Consider the following 17495-nt stretch of genomic DNA (forward strand, 5'->3'; position numbering starts at 1 on the left):
CTTTTATCGTCTCTTCTTTTTAAAACCTTTGTTTTTTCTTCTCGAAGGTTTATCACTCTTCTTATATGTTACCGTATCGTCAAACGTATTTTTGGCTTTTCCTGCCTTGTTTTTACGCCAAGAGGTATCTTCTGGCAATAACTTCTTCAATAAATCGGTACGTCCAACCTTAGTTAAGGTGTTCTTAATCCAGTCTTTATTCTCCTTTTTATACCAAAAGAAAAACTTGTGCTGATCTTCCTTCTCTTTTCTTGTTTTCGGAGTTTTTACTTCTTTTAATGTATATGGATGATATCCGCTATAATAAATTACCGTAGCAACCGTCATAGGCGTTGGCGTAAATCCTTGAACTTGCTCTAATTGGAAACCCATATCTTTCGTTTCTGCCGCCAAATTTGCCATATCTTCCGCCTCACAAGCTGGGTGACTCGAAATAAAATATGGTATTAACTGAAGCTTTAATTTCTTTTTTACATTGATGCGATCAAAACGTTCTTTAAATAAGTGAAAATATTTAAATGACGGTTTACGCATTAACTTTAATACAGGATCTGACGTATGCTCTGGTGCAACTTTCAATCGACCAGAAACGTGTTTAGTCATCACCTCTTCCGTATAAGCGTCCAATTCTTTAGGGTCTGCATTCTTATTGAATTCAGGAACTAACATATCATGTCGAATTCCACTTCCAATAAATGATTTTTTCACTTTTGGATGCGCATCAACTGCCTGATACAATTTTGTTAAAGGCTTATGTGAAGTATCTAGATTACTACAAATTACAGGTGAAATACATGATGGAGCAACGCACTTATCACAAATCTCCTGTACTTTTCCTTTCATCTTATACATATTTGCAGAAGGACCTCCGATATCAGATAAATACCCTTTAAAATCATCCATCTGCGCAACTTGATCCACTTCTTTTAATACAGATTCTTGACTTCGGCTAGCAATAAACTTCCCTTGGTGCGCAGAAATAGTACAGAAACTACATCCTCCAAAGCATCCACGGTGAATATTGATAGAAAACTTAATCATTTCAAACGCAGGAATAGGTCCACGCTTGTTATATTTTGGATGTGGTAATCGTGTATATGGCAAATCGAACGACGCATCAATCTCTTCTTCCGTCATGGTAGGAAATGGTGGATTGATCATCAACTTTCTATTTCCTACTTGTTGAAAAATACGACGCGCATATAGTTTATTCGACTCCTGCTCTATCACTTTAAAGTTAGATGCGTAGGCTTTTTTATCCTTCAAACAAGTTTCATGTGAACTGATTTCTACATCATCCCAATTTTTATTCTTCGGAACTTTTTCACCTTCATCTAACAAAACAGCTGTTTGCTTAATGGTTTTTAAACTCGAAAACGGAACACCTTTTTGCAATAACTCAACAATTTCTCTTAGTGGTTGCTCTCCCATTCCGTATACCAACATATCAGCTTTAGAAGTTTCTAAAATCGTTGGTAATAATTTATCAGACCAATAATCGTAATGAGTAACACGACGTAACGAAGCTTCAATCCCTCCAATCAATACAGGAACATCTGGAAACTTTTCTTTTAATATTTTAGAATATACTGAAGTTGCATAATCAGGTCTGAATCCTTTATCTCCGTTAGGCGTATAAGCATCTTTATCACGACGACGTTTACTAGCCGTGTAATTACTAACCATCGGATCCATACAACCACCTGTTACCGCAAAAAATAACCTTGGTGTACCTAACTTCTCAAAATCTTGTAAATTATCGTGTACGCTTGGTTGTGGAACAATCGCCACACGCAAGCCATAACTCTCTAAAATACGTCCAATTACTGCAGGTCCAAATGATGGATGATCTACATATGCATCTCCACTGAATAGAATTACATCCAATTCATCCCATCCACGTAACTTAACCTCCTTATTTGTAGTAGGTAACCAATCTGAAACTCGTCTTATTCTCATGCCGTTGCAAAGGTACGTTAATTATCAATTACTTTTATATTTCAATACAAACTCATCACTAGAAAATTCTTATTTTGGTTCATTTTATAAAGCCCTTCCTATCTCTCTTTTCTCCTTTAACATTTAATTAAGATTCTATAGGGAGCAATTTCACTAAATTTCGCTCTTTATCAATCAAATAACACACAATGACAAACAGATTACTCTCAACCTTATTAGTAATCATTTTCTCTTTTGGAATTTCTTTGAGTGCTGAAGCTCAAAGAAAAAAGAAAAAAGACACTAAAAAAGAGGCTCCTAAAAAAGCAGAACCTAAAAAAGGAGGCATTCAACCTTACGGAAAAGTAGTTACCAAAGAACACAAAACCGACGAAGGATTATTCAAAGTACACTCAAAAGACGCTAACTTTTTATTTGAAATTCCTGATTCGTTATTAAATCGTGAAATGTTAATGGTTACCAGAATCGCCAAAACCGCTAGCGGAATTGGATTTGGTGGTGGTAAACAAAACACACAAGTATTACGTTGGGTAAAAAACAAAAAACAAGTTTTATTAAAAGTTGTATCGCACAATGTTGTTGCTGATACTATTTTACCTGTTCACGAAGCTGTTGTAAACTCTAATTTTGAGCCTATTTTATTTGCTTTTCCTATTAAAGCATTTAGTAAAGATTCTACAGCTACAGTAATTGATGCTAGCCCTCTTTTTGAAGGAGATGTACAAGCAATCGGTTTTCCTCAAAGAAGTAGAAAGCAGTACAAAATTTCTAAAATGGATAAGACTAGGTCTTACATCGATAGAATTAGCAGCTACCCTCAAAACATAGAAATTAGAAATGTTAAAACATATATTTCTGCAGCTCCTCCTTCAAATTCAAGTGTAGGTTCTGTTACTATGGAATTAAGTAACTCTATGATTTTACTTCCTAAAACACCTATGAAAAGACGTTATTTTGATGAGCGTGTTGGGTGGTTTACTAGTTCTCAAACAGATTACGGTTTAGATGTTCAAAAAAGTAAATCGGTTACATATTTAGATAGATGGCGTTTAGAAGTAAAAGACGAAGATTTAGAAAAATTTAAAAGAGGTGAATTAGTAGAACCTAAGAAACAAATTATATACTACATAGACAGAGCTACTCCAAAGAAATGGCGTAAATACATCAAACAAGGTATTGAAGATTGGCAAGTTGCTTTTGAAGCTGCTGGATTTAAAAATGCCATCATCGCTAAAGATGCTCCTACTAAAGAAGAAGATCCTGATTGGAGTCCTGAAGACGTACGTTATTCTGTAGTTCGCTACTTAGCTTCTCCTATTCCTAACGCAAATGGACCTCACGTTAGTGATCCTCGTTCAGGAGAAATTTTAGAATCAGACATTAACTGGTATCACAATGTAATGACTTTATTACACAACTGGTTTTTTGTACAAACAGCAGCTATCAATCCAGATGCTAGAAGTACTCAATTTAAAGATGAAGTTATGGGACGCTTAATTCGTTTTGTTTCTTCTCACGAAGTTGGACATACATTAGGGTTACCTCACAACATGGGAAGTTCTGTTGCGTATCCTGTAGATTCTTTACGTTCTGCTGAATTCACAAAAAAGAACGGAACTGCTCCTTCTATCATGGATTATGCTCGTTTTAATTATATAGCACAACCAGAAGATAAGGGTGTTGCATTAATGCCTAATATTGGACCTTACGATAAATATTCTATTAGTTGGGGATACAGACCAATCTTAGAAAAATCGGCTGAAGATGAAAAAACAATCTTAAATCAATGGATTAAAGAAAAAGCTGGAGATCCTGTGTATAGATTTGGACACCAACAAGTTCGTAATATCATTGACCCTAGTTCTCAAACTGAAGATTTAGGTGACGATGCTATGAAAGCTAGTGCTTACGGTATTAAAAACTTACAGCGTATTTTACCTCGTTTAGAAGAATGGACTACTGAAGATGGTGAAACATATGAGGATTTAAAAACTATGTATGGACAAGTAGTGGGTCAGTTCAATAGATATATGGGACATGTAAGTTCTAACATTGGTGGTGTATACGAATATTTTAAAACTGCTGATCAAGATGGAGCTGTTTATATACACGTACCAAAAGAGCATCAAAAAAGAGCTTTACAATTTGTAAACAATGAATTATTTAAAACTCCTACTTGGTTAATTGATGAAAACATCATCAGTAAGACACAACATTCAGGAATTATTGAACGTATCAGAAGCTTGCAGGTACAAACCTTAAATAGAGTTTTAAAAACTGGAAGGTTAACACGTATGATTGAGAACGAAACTTTAAACGGAACTAAAGCTTATTCTCTTATTGAAATGATGGGTGATTTACGTAAAGGGATTTGGAGCGAAGTATACGCTAACAAAACCATTGATCCTTACCGTAGAAATTTACAACGTGCGCATTTAGATCAATTAGACTTTTTATTAAATAAAGCGAAAGATCAAAAAGCACCAAGAAGTGATCGTGGTTATTTTAAACAAACCGCTGTTACGATTAATCAATCAGATATTAAACCTGTAGTTAGAGGTGAATTAAAACGTTTACAAAGAGATATTAAACGAAGTATTCCTTCTGCTCGTAACACGATAACTCGTTATCATTTACAAGATGCTGCTGATAGAATAGACAATATTCTAGAGCCAAACAAATAACATCTTCTTAATAACAGCAATCTACATACTAGGTTGCTGTTATTTTTTATACTTTTATTCGCTATATAATTAACTACCAGCTATAATGAAAAAAGCTTTAGCCCTATTATTTATTGTTGCTGTTTCCTTTGCTAGTTGTAAAAAAACAACAGCTAACAAAACAGAAACAGCCGAAGACACCTACGTTAAAGATAATTACAATAAAAAAGAAGTAAAAATTACAATGAGAGATGGCGTGAAGCTACATGCCACCATCTATTCACCAAAAGACACCAGTAAAACCTACCCTATTTTATTACAACGTACTCCGTATAGTTGTCAACCTTATGGAGAAGATAAGTTCAGAAAAAAAATTGGCCCAAACCCAGTTTTAATGAAAGAAGGAAACATTATTGTTTACCAAGATGTTCGCGGACGTTGGATGAGTGAAGGCGTGTATGACAACATGCGTGCTTACATTCCTAATAAAACAGAAAAACAAACCGATGAAACTAGTGATACTTATGATACTATTGATTGGTTAGTAAATAACGTGCCTAACAACAACGGAAATGTAGGTACTTGGGGAATTTCATACCCAGGACATTACGCTACTGTTTCTGCAATTGATGCACACCCTGCTTTAAAAGCTGCTTCTCCGCAAGCCTGTATTGGTGATTTCTTTTTTGATGATTTTCACCATAACGGAGCTTTTTTATTAAGTTATTTTAGAGCTGTTTCTCTCTTCGGAACCTATAAAGATCAACCTACCGATTCTGCATGGTACTCATTCCCTGATATGAAAACTCAAGATCAATATCAGTTTTTCTTAGATAAAGGACCTTTAAAAAACTTAAACGAATATTTTCAATACGATAAGTTAGACACAAAAGTTGCTGAAAACAAAGAACGTATTGACGATTTCTTTTGGAAGGAAATAGTAGAACACCCTAACTACGATTCTGTATGGCAAAGTAAAGGAATCATTCAACATTTAGATAAAGTCCCTTCTACCGTAGCAACTATGATTGTAGGTGGTTGGTTTGATGCTGAAGACCTATATGGACCTTTAGAAACCTATAAAAACATTGAAAAAAATCAACCAAATAACTACAATACTGTTGTTTTTGGGCCTTGGGATCACGGCGGATGGTCAAGAAATAAAGTAGCAAACAAAGTTGGTAACTACTACTTCGGAGACTCTATCTCTTTAAAATTTCAAAAAGAAGTAGAAACAAAATTCTTTAATCACTTCTTAAAAGGAGATGGCACTAAAAATTCTGGTTTACCAGAAGCTTATGTATTTGACACAGGTAAAAAAGCTTGGAAATCATACGATGTATGGCCTCCTGAAAATGCCCAAAAACAAACCTTTTTCTTATCTAATGACCAAGAATTAACAACAGAGCAAAAAGGAAACAATAAAATTAGTTTTATCAGTGATATTAAACGTCCTGTTCCGTATTCTGAAGATATTAAAACAGTATTTACTCCTCGTAAATATATGACAGACGACCAACGTTTTGCTGCTCGCAGACCTGATGTATTGGTTTTTGAAACGGATGTATTAACCGAAGATTTTACGCTTGCTGGTGATATTTTAGCCAAACTACAAGTAGCAACTACGGGTTCAGCTGCCGATTGGATTGTAAAGGTTATTGATGTGCATCCACACGATTTGAAAAATGACAACAAAGAAATGCAAACACACTTAAAACTAAGCAACTACCATTTAATGGTACGTAGTGAAGTGATGCGTGGTCGCTTTAGAAATAGTTTTTCTAATCCTGAACCATTTACTCCTAATCAAAAAACAGCTGTAAATATTAAACTACAAGATGTTTTCCATACGTTTAAAAAAGGACACAAAGTGCAAATACAAGTGCAAAGTACCTGGTTTCCTTTAATCGATTTGAATCCGCAAACCTATGTAGACAATATTTACAAAGCAGACGAAAAAGACTTTAAAACACAAACACATTCGGTATTTACTGATTCTAGTATAGAATTTACTGTGTTAAAATAAAAGGGTCTTTTTTCCCTTATAAAAACTCACAATGCAACTTTTGTATTGTGAGTTTTTTGATTTTAGAATCAACAACTATTTTATTTCTTTCATTTTTTTACGCAACCTTTTTCCAATATGTACATCTATACTTTAAACCATGTTACTAAAAAATGATAAAAAGGTATATACTACTTCTAAACATAGCTGGATTTTTGTCTTCAAAAATTCACAAGACAACAACATAAATTATCAAATGGATTTTTCTACTTATTAAGTATTGAAATTCATCACTTTAAAATAAAACAGTATATTTAAGACACTGATAAACAAAAGTCTTAAATGAAAAAGAAAGCTGAAATTATTGGGTTTTGTATTACTTGGTTTGCCATTATTACTCAGTTTGTTTTAATGATCATAAACAGACAAACTGATTTCCAAGAAGCAATTATTCGTTTTTTCAGCTTTTTCACTATCCTAACCAACACATTAGTCGCTTTATTCTTTACTAATAAGATTACAAGAAAAATGAATGTTCTTAATAAAAATGGCGCTTTAACAGCTATTACTACCTTTATTTTAATTGTTGGACTCGTATATCAATTTGTACTTCGAGCAACATGGAATCCTACAGGGTTACAATTCGTTGTTGATGAATTATTACATACTATTATTCCAATTTACATGTTTATATATTGGTTATTATATGCAAAATCAAATAATTTTAAACTCAAATATATTTTACCTTGGTTAACCTATCCTATTTTCTATATCATATACGTAATGATAAGAGGTAACCTATCTGGTTTTTACCCTTATCCTTTTCTAAATGTTACAAAAATTGGATTACAACAATCAATAATTAATATTTCAGTAATACTAATCGTTTCACTCATTCTTATGAGTTTTTTAATTTTAATCGGAAAAAAACTAAAAATCAATAAAACTATAAACCACTAATAATGAAAAAAAACATTTTCATAACACTTTTTGTATTCACTTTAATTTCTTTTTCTTGTGCTTCGTTAAAAAATGCGAACAATAATAAACTTTACGAAACTACTTGGGAGTTAGAATATATTTCAGGACCTCGAATTGCTTTTCAAGGCTTGTACCCTGACAAAAAACCTACTATCTCCTTTAACAAAGAAACCCAAAAAATTGAAGGAAATAATAGTTGTAATGGATATTCTGCTTCGTATACATTAGATCACGAATCTATTTCATTTAGTGATCCGGGGCCATCAACCATGATGTATTGCGGACAAGGTGAACAGGTGTTTTTAAACACTATTGAAAAAGTTAACAAGTTTAGCATTGATGAAAAAGGTAAACTAAACTTACAAATTAACGAAGTACCAATAATGCGATTTAAAAAAACAGAATAATATGAAAAACTATCTTCCAATACTACTTAGTATATGTTTAACAGTAGTGTCTTGTTCTAATAAAAAAGAAAAGGATAAAACACCAGAAAACTCAGTTGCTACCGATTCTATTACCCAAGTAGAAGCCTCAATTAACAAACAGCTTATAACTGACGCTTATTTTAAGGGGCAGGGTGTTGAACCTTTTTGGAGTGTGACAATTTCTGACAAAATGATTACCTTCAAAACACCAACCGACTCAATTTTTACTCCGCATACAGAACCCATTTACGCACAAGACAACAATGTAAAAATGTATACTTTACATACCGAATTGGCTGCTCTTAAAATAGAAATCATTCAAATGGAATGTATCAATGCAATGTCGGGTAAATCATTTCCTTATTCGGTAACTTTAAAGCTCAAAAAAGGAAAAGAAACGGAGTTTACAACCTTAGAAGGATGCGGACAATACATTACCAATTACCGCCTACACGATATTTGGGCTTTAGAAGAAATGAACGGTGTAAAAGTTAACAAAGACGATTTTGGTAAAGAATTGCCCTATATAGAAATAAATGCTGCTGAAAATAGGTTTATGGGAACTTCTGGATGCAACAGAATTACGGGTAAGCTATTTTCTGAAAGAACTAAAATTCGATTTACCAATATTGCTTCAACAGAAATGTTATGTGCTAAGGGTAGCGATAAAGAACAAGAGTTTACCAAAGCTTTAGCAAGTACTATTTCTTACACAATTGCTAATAACCGATTAACACTTTTAAACCCTGATAAAACCTTATTAGTATTTAAAAAGGTGGATTAATAAGTACAAAAACTCTCAATAAAATATTGGGAGTTTTTTATTTTCTATATTTGGATAAAAAAGTACTATTATACCTCCATATCGTTAGTATAAAAACACTAAAAATACTTATATAAACAAGTTACAGCCAATTTAAAGAGAGACATTGCATAAATGAGTAATATGGAAAAAAAGATTAACGAAACCTTTGATTATGCTGTTTACTTGCATATGGTCGGCAATTTTGTTCCAAATACTGACCTTAAACAAATCAAGGATATTGTTACAGCAGTTCATGATTTTCTCAAAAATGGTGATTCCGAATTAATAAAGGAACGATTGCCAGAAATAAGGTCTACTCTAACAAAAATGACTGACCAATTCATTGATAAATTTCCTTTGAAATGCTCTATATCAGAAATTGCTACAGCATGGAATGACCTATTTAAGAATAAGGATGATGAGTATAATTTTTTAAACTCTGGAATTGATTACGGTTGGTTTGAGAAATTTATGGATTTTTCACAATTCTATAATTATAACTATGTTCCTTTTCATTATAAAATAGGCATATTTGGGCATAAAGGATTAGGAAGTATTGAAGAAGATTTCATGTTAAAAGACTCTTTCAATCTTTTAGTTAAAGCTCAATATTTCTTTGATTTACTTTTAAAGTACGGTGAGATTTTAAAACAAGAAGAATCAAAGGGGAAAAAGTTTAATAATGAGAAAAGAAGTGAATTGACAGAACTAAATCTTGAAGTAGCTGTAAATAGCCGACTTTCGATTGTATCTTTTTATTCTTTTATTGAATGTTTTGTAAATAGTATCGGACATGATTTTTGTTTAAGAAACCTCGAAAATTTAGATGAGAAACAACAAGCAATTTTAAATGGAGTGAAAAATAATGGGTATTTATCGCTAAAATCTAAGATTGAGAACTTTCAAAAAATAATCAGAAAGGACAAAAAAGCTATCATCAATACAACTGATGAGAAGCAGATTAAGGAACCTTTTAAATCGTTTTTTGAAAATTATGAGGATTTAAGAAACTCTTCAGTTCACTATTCTCCTAAAAAAGCAAGGATTTGGTTAAAACCTCAAGACTGGATAAAAAAAGCAAATGATTTTTCAAAGATTTCAATGGAAGTCGGACTTTTATTTTGGAAATCTTGCTATCCTGAATTAAGAGAACCAGACTATGTAGGAAGATTGGATTACAGTTACTTATTTGACATTGCCAAAAAGAAACATGAGACAATTAAGCGGATTGAAAAAGAAATATTTAATTAAAAACTGGCTGTAACAAAGAACTGAGGTAAAAAACAAGTAAATTTTATACTTTTTTAAACCAAAGTACTTTTATAATTTGCATCATAAGGCAAACCACTTTTTATTATTGCAAAAGCTTGTTTTAGTAGCTTATTACACACCGCTATTAAAGCAAGTTTTTTACTCTTACCCTTAGCTACAATTCGGTCATAAAGTTCTCTACATGTTTTGTTGTATTTGCAAGCATTAAAACTACACATAAACAATAAATTTCTAAGCTTTGGATTACCCATTTTACTTATTCGAGGTCTTCCTTTTTTACTACTGCCTGACTCTCTAATAGTAGGAGTTATACCTGCGTAACTACACAACTCTTTTGCTGAAGTAAAACGCTTAAATCCATCGGTAAAAACTAATAACATTAATGCTGTTTTACCCCCTATTCCTGGAATAGACTTTAATAAAGTCACTTCTTCTTGATAGCTCTTTTTTACATTTTCTAGCAACAAATCTTCTAATTTAACCATCTCTTTTTGTATATTTTTTAGCTGTCTTTTTAAGGAACCAACTACCAATTTCGATGGAGTTCCTAATACTGATTCGCCATGAAGCTTATTCTTTAATTGAGTAGATTGTTTCGTATAAACACTCAACAAACGTACTATTTGTAAACATTCTTGTTGTTCCTTGCTCTCTCCTTTCCATATAGAAGGGGCTTGACTTACACCATAATTATATAGCTGCTTTGCATCACTCTTATCCGTCTTTACTTTTGATAAATTCATTTGAATAAAACGTTTTATTTTCAACGGATTTTCTACTGATACCAAAACTCCTTTTTCTGTTAAAAAATAAGCTAATCGTACATGATAATACCCTGTGGCTTCCATTATACAATGAGTTAAATCACTTGTGATTAACAACAGCTCTTTAAAGCCTGATGCATCATTTTTAAACTGATACCAATTACCTTGATAATCATACACATCTAAAACATCTTTACTTACATCGATTCCTAAAAATTGTTTATTTTTACTCATAAGAAAAAAGGATTGGAAAGAAAAATAACTACTATCAATTCAACAACTTGAAATCGAGATCTTGGTCTCACAGAACTGAACGAATTTAAAGTAGTAAAGCGTAGGGATTATCAATGTTGACGAAATCTAGGTTTCAACGTATATCATAACCTTACTCTACGCTTTTTTCTTTCTGGTTTTTATTACTAAATTTAAACAATTGCTAACTTAAGATGTATATACAAAATAGGCGAAATAGTAGTAAATTCAACGGTTGTAGCCTGCTTTGCATATACTCAACGTTACAACCACTTCAAAAACTCCTCTCTAGGAATTTCTCTCGCGCCTAAACTTGCTAAATGATCGTTATATACTTGACAATCGATGAGTTTATAGCCTCCTTTTTGTGCTAAATGAATAAACGCTACTTTGCTCATATTGCTTGCTTTGCTAAACATACTTTCGCCACAAAACACACCGTTTCCTAAATCTACTCCGTACAAACCAGCAACTAATTTGTCATCCATCCATACTTCGATAGATTTTGCATAGCCTTTGTCGTGCAAATTGATGTAAGCATCTTCCATGTCATCGGTAATCCAAGTTCCTAATTGATCGAAACGATCAATATGTCGGCAGTTAAAAATAACATCGTCAAAGGCTTTGTTTTCTGTTATAGTAAAACCACCTTTTTTCAACACTTGCTTCATCGATTTGGAAATCTTTACCTCTTCAGGAAATAACACCATACGTTCCCAAGGAGAATACCAAACAATTGGTTCACCTTCATTAAACCACGGGAAAATTCCATGCTGGTAAGCATACACCAATCGCTCAACCGATAAATCACCGCCCAAAGCCAGTAAACCATCTTCTGTGGCCAATTCATACGGTGGAAATTCTATTTTTTCAGAAAGCCAAATCATTTTTAGATAATTAGATTCTTAGATTATTGGATTATTAGAACAGTAATAACCCCAACAAATATATGGCACTTCCTACTACCATTGCAATAAGCGTATACGGTAAAATTTCTTTTGCTTTTAATTTGGTGATTCCTAATAAAGGTAATGCCCAAAAAGGCTGTAACATATTGGTTATTTGATCTCCATAAGCCAATGCCATAATTGCTTTAGGTAACGGAACACCTAATTTTAAGGCACTTTCTACCACAATAGGACCTTGTACTACCCATTGCCCTCCCCCACTCGGCACAAAAATATTCACCAAACCAGCACTAAAAAAAGTAAAAATAGGCAAGGTGGTTGCGGTTGAAATCGACACGAAAAAGTCAGAAATTAAGGTTACCATTCCTGTACTTTTCATCACGCCCATAATACCAAAATACAACGGAAACTGAATTAAAATTCCAGAAACATCACTAATTGATTCTCCAACAGCAGAAGTAAACTTTCTAAAACTTCCATGAAGGATAATCCCCAAGCCTAACATAAAAAAGTTAATTAAATTAGGTGTAATTTTTAACTGCTGAATATCTGCCCAATAACGGTAGCTAAACGCTACTAAAATCAACACACCAAAAACAATTGCCAACCATTTAGAACTATCCAATCTTTCTGCTTGTGTGCTAACCTTTTCATCAGTATGCATTTGATATTCTGGTAGATTAATCGCTGTAGGATTGGCTTTTTTCCCTAAAAAATAAAAGGTTGCCGATACCGCCGCTACTACCACGAAAAAAATCAGCAAATTCCACCAACTAAAAATGGTTTGAGAATAATCAATCACATTAGGTATTTGAGCTAAAACTTCTTCCGAAGAAACCGATTGCATAATACTTTTTATATGTCCACTCTCGTTAATTTTTATCGGTGCCGATCCTGAAATTCCTCCATGCCAAACCATCAACCCCATATAACCTGCGGCTCCTATAATCGGGTAATTCAATTTGATGTTATTTTTTTGCGCATGTTCTGCTACTTTACGTGCTAACAACGCACCAAAAATGAGTCCTAATCCCCAATTAAAGAAAGCTACCAACATAGTTGTACAACTTACAATAGCAGCACTATTTGCCGTATTGGTACAGAACTTTGTTACTTTTAAAATTAAATTACTTACAGGTTTACTCAACACCAACACATGCCCTAAAACCAAAATCAACATCATTTGATAAGCAAAAACGAGCAATCCGTTAGACCAAATTCCGTTTTCCCAAAATTGTAACACCTCTAAAGAATAATTAATTGCTGAAGTTTCTTCTGGTTTGGTAAAAAACAGCGCTAACAAAAGTGTTACGAACGTTAATAAAATAGCGATGGTAAAAGGTGAGGGCAAATATTTTTTGAAAATATTTTCTATAACCTGCGTAATCTTCATTGTTTAAAGTTTGATTTGCTAAAAATAATCAAATAGAATAAATAGTTTTTTACCTAGTTTTGCAATATGGTAAAAGAACTTCAATTACGTGTTAATCTAGTAGAAGAACGTAAAGACAATATATTACAGTTAAAAGCTGCTAAAAAATTGGGTATTAGTATTGCTGATATTACTAGTGTAAAAGTGTTACGTAAATCGATTGATGCGCGTAAAAAAGAGGTTGTTTTTAACTACAAAGTAGCGGTTTATGTAAACGAACCTCAACCCGATACTCCTGATTATATTTTTGAGTACCAAGATGTATCGAATGCAAAAGAAATTCATATTGTAGGATTTGGTCCTGCAGGTATGTATGCGGCCCTTCGTTGTATTGAACTAGGTTACAAACCTATTGTGCTAGAGCGTGGTAAAAATGTACAAGATCGTCGTAGAGATTTGCGTGCTATTAACCAATTTCATGAGGTAAACCCAGATTCTAACTATTGTTTTGGTGAAGGTGGTGCTGGAACCTATTCTGACGGAAAGTTATACACCCGTAGTTTAAAGCGCGGTGATGTTCGTAAAATATTTGAAAATTTAGTATATCACGGTGCTACCGATCAAATTTTGGTAGATGCGCATCCACATATTGGAACGAATAAACTTCCGAAAATCATTCAAAACATTCGTGAAACGATTTTAAAACACGGTGGAGAAATTCATTTTGAAACTCGTGTTACCGATTTTATCGTTAAAAACAATAAGCTACAAGCTATACAGTTACAAAACGGAACTGAAATGGCTGTAAATGCTGTGATTTTAGCTACTGGGCATTCGGCAAGAGATATTTATGAACTTCTCCATAAAAAAGACATTTTGCTAAAAGCGAAATCGTTTGCTATGGGAGTTCGTGTAGAGCATCCTCAAGAAATTATTGATCAAATTCAGTACAGTTGTACTGGTCAACGTGATGAGTTATTGCCTGCTGCTGCGTATAGTTTAGTACACCAAGTGGGGAACCGTGGAGTGTATTCTTTCTGTATGTGTCCTGGTGGATTCATTGTTCCTGCAGCAACAGCTAATGGTGAAGTGGTGGTAAACGGAATGTCGCCTTCGCGTCGAAATAACAAGTTTGCTAATTCAGGAATTGTTGTTGAAATTAATGTTGACAAAGACTTACCGAAGTATGAAAAATACGGAGTTTTAAAAGGCTTACAATATCAAAAAGATTTAGAAAAAATGGCTTTCAATGCTGGCGGGAGAAGTCAAGTTGCTCCAGCACAACGTTTAACCGATTTTGTAGAAGGTAGATTGTCTTCTTCTTTAAATGATTGTTCGTATCAACCCGGATTAAACTCTTCTCCCCTACATTCCTTACTTCCTAAATTGATTGGAAGCAGATTACGTAAAGGTTTTGCGGCTTTCGGACAAAAAATGCATGGGTATTATACTGCGGAAGCAAACATTGTTGGGGTAGAATCTAGAACCTCATCCCCTGTTAATATTCCACGAAAAGAAAACTTAGAGCATCCACAAATTGAAGGTTTGTTCCCTTGTGGTGAAGGAGGTGGTTATGCTGGAGGAATTATTTCGGCTGCTATGGACGGTGAGCGCTGTGCAGAAGCTGCCATTGCAAACCTATAAATTAACAAATATTTGTTGGCGTAATTTCTAATTACCTCGTACTTTTGCTATTCCTAAAAATTAGAGGCTTTTTAGCGATGAGTAAAGAAAGTAAAAGATACAATAAAAAGAAAATAAACAAGCCGCATTATAAACGTTTACACAACTATTATAATCGCACTGGATTTTACATGTTTATTTGGGTAAGCTTAAAAAAAGCTTTTTGGCCAATTGTAGGGGTAGTTATTGGATTATTATTATTTAATAAATACGTTTATAACATCAATGATGGTTTACAAACCATGACTGAAACCTTTTCTAGAACAGGAGTATTAATTACTTTTTTTATATCTGAAACGATTTTAGGATTAATTCCGCCAGAGATTTTCATCGCTTGGTCTAAAAAAACAGAAGATCCTATTGTAAATATTTCTTTGTTAGCAACCCTTTCTTATTTAGGAGGTTTATGCGCTTATTTTATAGGAAGAACCTCTTTAAAAATTGATTCTGTAAGGAATTACTTAGAAGTTAAAATGGCTAAAAACCTTAAAAACACAAGTAAGTGGGGAGGTTTTTTAATTTTAGTGGGAGCCTTACTACCACTTCCTTTTGCTATTAGCTGTTTAACTGCTGGTATGATTAAATATCCATTTAAAAATGTAGTTTTTGTTGGCTTATTTCGTTTTGCACGTTTTGCCATTTATGCTTGGGCTATATTTTCTGTAGTAAACTAATATAATATGGCACTCAACAACAACGACATTTTTAAAAAGCTACGAGTAGCGCACAAATTAAGAGACACTGATATTATTGACATTTGTGCTTTGGTTGATTTTAAAGTTTCTAAATCGGAAATCAACGCTATTTTTAGAAAAGAAGATCACCCAAAGTATATGGAATGTGGCGATCAGTTTTTACGAAACTTTTTAAACGGGCTTATTATCCACCTAAGAGGTCCAATGCCTGAAAAGAAATAATAAAAAAACCTTCTGAACTCAATCAGAAGGTTTTTATTTTCCCCTTAAATTCCTCACTCAATTCCTTTTATTGAATGATTATGTTACAAATATATAGCTGTCTTTTGACCTGATAAAAGGTATATCCGTAAACAAAAATGTAGTTTTCCGCAACACAAAAAAAGAGCGCTAATTTAGCGCTCTTTTTTGTATTCATAGTTTTCTAAATATTCTTAGAAAGGTAAATCATCTGGTTCGTTAGCAGATAAATCTGGAGCTGGCTCGAATTGATCTGCTGGTGGAATGTTTTGAGGTGCAGCTTGTGCTAAGTTTTCAATTCTCCAACCTTGTACAGAGTTAAAGTACTTTGCTTCACCTTGAGGGTTAATCCACTCTCTTCCTCTTAAATTAATAGAAACTTTAACATCTTGTCCTACTTGATAATTGTTTAATAAATCACATTTATCTTGAACAAATTCAATTAAAATCATTTGAGGATATTGCTCATCAGTAGTTACTACTAGTTCACGCTTTCTAAATCCGTTAGATCCAAATGTTTGTGTCTCGTTAATTAATTTGATTTTCCCTATTACTTCCATTTCTTATCTATTTAATTAAAAGTACCTTCCAAGCACTTTCTACATCATTATTTTGTAAATACTCTTGTGCAAAAGTATGTTTTTTTTCAGTTGAAATACCCACAAACTGTGCATGTTCTTTAGCAAAGTTATTAACATCTTCATCGCTAGGTAATTGTTCTACATTACCCAACATTCCTAGATTATTACCTGTTAACACATTACTATTTCTTATTTCTTCAGGAATTTGGTCTACTCCAATTCCTAACGTTGTTAAAGGCTTCGGAATTTCAAAAAAGCCATCTCTAGCTCTACTATAATAACTTCCTCCAGCTCTTGCTACTAAATCTATTTTATACTGATCTATACTTCCATCTTCTGCTAAGACATCTTCATTTATGTGAAGTTTCACCACTTCACACACAATTAAATTCCCTGCTCCACCTTCTTCTCCTGTATAGATTATATCTTTTACTTTACATTCAAATTGTACTGGTGATTCAGCTACTCTAAATGGCTTTACTTCATCTGAAGGTAACATTGTAAATCCTGCCTTTACAAACTCATTTACTCCCTTTGGATACATCGTACTACTTAACGACATTTGTTGTACAATATCGTAATTTACAATATTAATAACAACTTCTTTAGTTGCTTCAGCATTATCTAACGTATGCTTGGTTGTATTATCTCGTACACTTCGTGCTGGAGAAAAAATCATAATTGGTGGATTTGCACCAAACACATTAAAAAAACTAAATGGTGATAAATTCGGATTTCCCTCTTCATCAATGGTACTTGCAAAAGCAATAGGTCTCGGAGCCACGGCTCCTAATAAATATCCGTGGAGTTTTGAAGTTGGTATATCTTTAGGATTTATTGATAACATTCTCTATTATTTTAGTGTAAATATACTACCTATTTATAAA

Annotated in this window: 15 protein-coding genes; 9 read left to right on the top strand and 6 right to left on the bottom strand. The window is 33.3% G+C overall.

The genetic code is table 11. From position 1 onward, the window contains the following. Positions 1–3 precede the first annotated feature (3 nt). Positions 4–1959 (bottom strand): YgiQ family radical SAM protein, encoded by a 1956-nt coding sequence (locus ACKTSU_RS11145; protein WP_408036458.1) that lies wholly within the window; start codon positions 1957–1959, stop codon positions 4–6. A 188-nt stretch (positions 1960–2147) separates the two neighbouring features. Between ACKTSU_RS11145 and ACKTSU_RS11150 the strand changes: the two genes are divergently transcribed. The 6 genes from ACKTSU_RS11150 to ACKTSU_RS11175 all read left to right on the top strand — a co-directional run bounded on the left by ACKTSU_RS11150 (position 2148) and on the right by ACKTSU_RS11175 (position 10092). Beyond that, on the top strand, positions 2148–4643 hold the full coding sequence (locus ACKTSU_RS11150) for a zinc-dependent metalloprotease (RefSeq protein ID WP_408036459.1): 2496 nt from the start codon (positions 2148–2150) through the stop codon (positions 4641–4643). A gap of 85 nt (positions 4644–4728) precedes the next feature. Beyond that, entirely contained in the window at positions 4729–6648 is a 1920-nt protein-coding gene (locus ACKTSU_RS11155; protein WP_408036460.1) for a CocE/NonD family hydrolase, read from the top strand. Between the two features lie 321 nt (positions 6649–6969). Continuing rightward, entirely contained in the window at positions 6970–7587 is a 618-nt protein-coding gene (locus ACKTSU_RS11160) for a Pr6Pr family membrane protein (protein WP_408036461.1), read from the top strand. A 2-nt stretch (positions 7588–7589) separates the two neighbouring features. Further along, entirely contained in the window at positions 7590–8015 is a 426-nt protein-coding gene (locus ACKTSU_RS11165) for an META domain-containing protein (RefSeq protein ID WP_408036462.1), read from the top strand. A 1-nt stretch (position 8016) separates the two neighbouring features. Further along, positions 8017–8820: an META domain-containing protein gene (locus ACKTSU_RS11170; protein ID WP_408036463.1), complete on the top strand. Its 804-nt coding sequence runs from the start codon at positions 8017–8019 to the stop codon at positions 8818–8820. Positions 8821–8982: 162 nt separating this feature from the next. Beyond that, entirely contained in the window at positions 8983–10092 is a 1110-nt protein-coding gene (locus ACKTSU_RS11175; RefSeq protein WP_408036464.1) for a hypothetical protein, read from the top strand. Positions 10093–10145: 53 nt separating this feature from the next. Here the strand turns inward: ACKTSU_RS11175 and ACKTSU_RS11180 are convergent, their stop codons facing one another. The 3 genes from ACKTSU_RS11180 to ACKTSU_RS11190 all read right to left on the bottom strand — a co-directional run bounded on the left by ACKTSU_RS11180 (position 10146) and on the right by ACKTSU_RS11190 (position 13430). Further along, positions 10146–11111: an IS110 family RNA-guided transposase gene (locus tag ACKTSU_RS11180; RefSeq protein WP_408035591.1), complete on the bottom strand. Its 966-nt coding sequence runs from the start codon at positions 11109–11111 to the stop codon at positions 10146–10148. Between the two features lie 281 nt (positions 11112–11392). Further along, the gene (gene aat, locus ACKTSU_RS11185) at positions 11393–12016 is read right to left on the bottom strand and encodes a leucyl/phenylalanyl-tRNA--protein transferase (RefSeq protein ID WP_408036465.1); all 624 of its coding nucleotides are present in this window, start codon (positions 12014–12016) and stop codon (positions 11393–11395) included. 34 nt (positions 12017–12050) lie between these two features. Further along, positions 12051–13430 carry a short-chain fatty acid transporter gene (locus ACKTSU_RS11190; protein ID WP_408036466.1) on the bottom strand — a complete coding sequence of 460 codons (1380 nt, stop codon included), beginning with the start codon at positions 13428–13430 and terminating at the stop codon, positions 12051–12053. A 66-nt stretch (positions 13431–13496) separates the two neighbouring features. On the opposite strand from ACKTSU_RS11190, the gene ACKTSU_RS11195 reads away from it, so the two are divergent. From ACKTSU_RS11195 to ACKTSU_RS11205, 3 genes are all read left to right on the top strand, one after another. Next, positions 13497–15053: an NAD(P)/FAD-dependent oxidoreductase gene (locus ACKTSU_RS11195; RefSeq protein ID WP_408036467.1), complete on the top strand. Its 1557-nt coding sequence runs from the start codon at positions 13497–13499 to the stop codon at positions 15051–15053. A gap of 77 nt (positions 15054–15130) precedes the next feature. Next, complete coding sequence (locus ACKTSU_RS11200; RefSeq protein ID WP_408036468.1) at positions 15131–15766, top strand: YqaA family protein; 636 nt, start codon at positions 15131–15133, stop codon at positions 15764–15766. A 6-nt stretch (positions 15767–15772) separates the two neighbouring features. Next, on the top strand, positions 15773–16009 hold the full coding sequence (locus ACKTSU_RS11205) for a DUF1456 family protein (protein ID WP_274634676.1): 237 nt from the start codon (positions 15773–15775) through the stop codon (positions 16007–16009). Positions 16010–16221: 212 nt separating this feature from the next. Here ACKTSU_RS11205 and ACKTSU_RS11210 read toward each other — a convergent pair whose 3' ends face one another. Both ACKTSU_RS11210 and ACKTSU_RS11215 read right to left on the bottom strand, forming a co-directional pair. Further along, positions 16222–16587 (bottom strand): DUF3127 domain-containing protein, encoded by a 366-nt coding sequence (locus ACKTSU_RS11210; protein WP_408036469.1) that lies wholly within the window; start codon positions 16585–16587, stop codon positions 16222–16224. Between the two features lie 7 nt (positions 16588–16594). Next, positions 16595–17455, bottom strand: coding sequence for a flavin reductase family protein (locus ACKTSU_RS11215; RefSeq protein ID WP_408036470.1), 861 nt, complete (start codon positions 17453–17455; stop codon positions 16595–16597). Positions 17456–17495: the final 40 nt, after the last annotated feature.

Source organism: Tenacibaculum aestuarii (genome assembly GCF_964510395.1).
GTDB lineage: Bacteria > Bacteroidota > Bacteroidia > Flavobacteriales > Flavobacteriaceae > Polaribacter > Polaribacter aestuarii.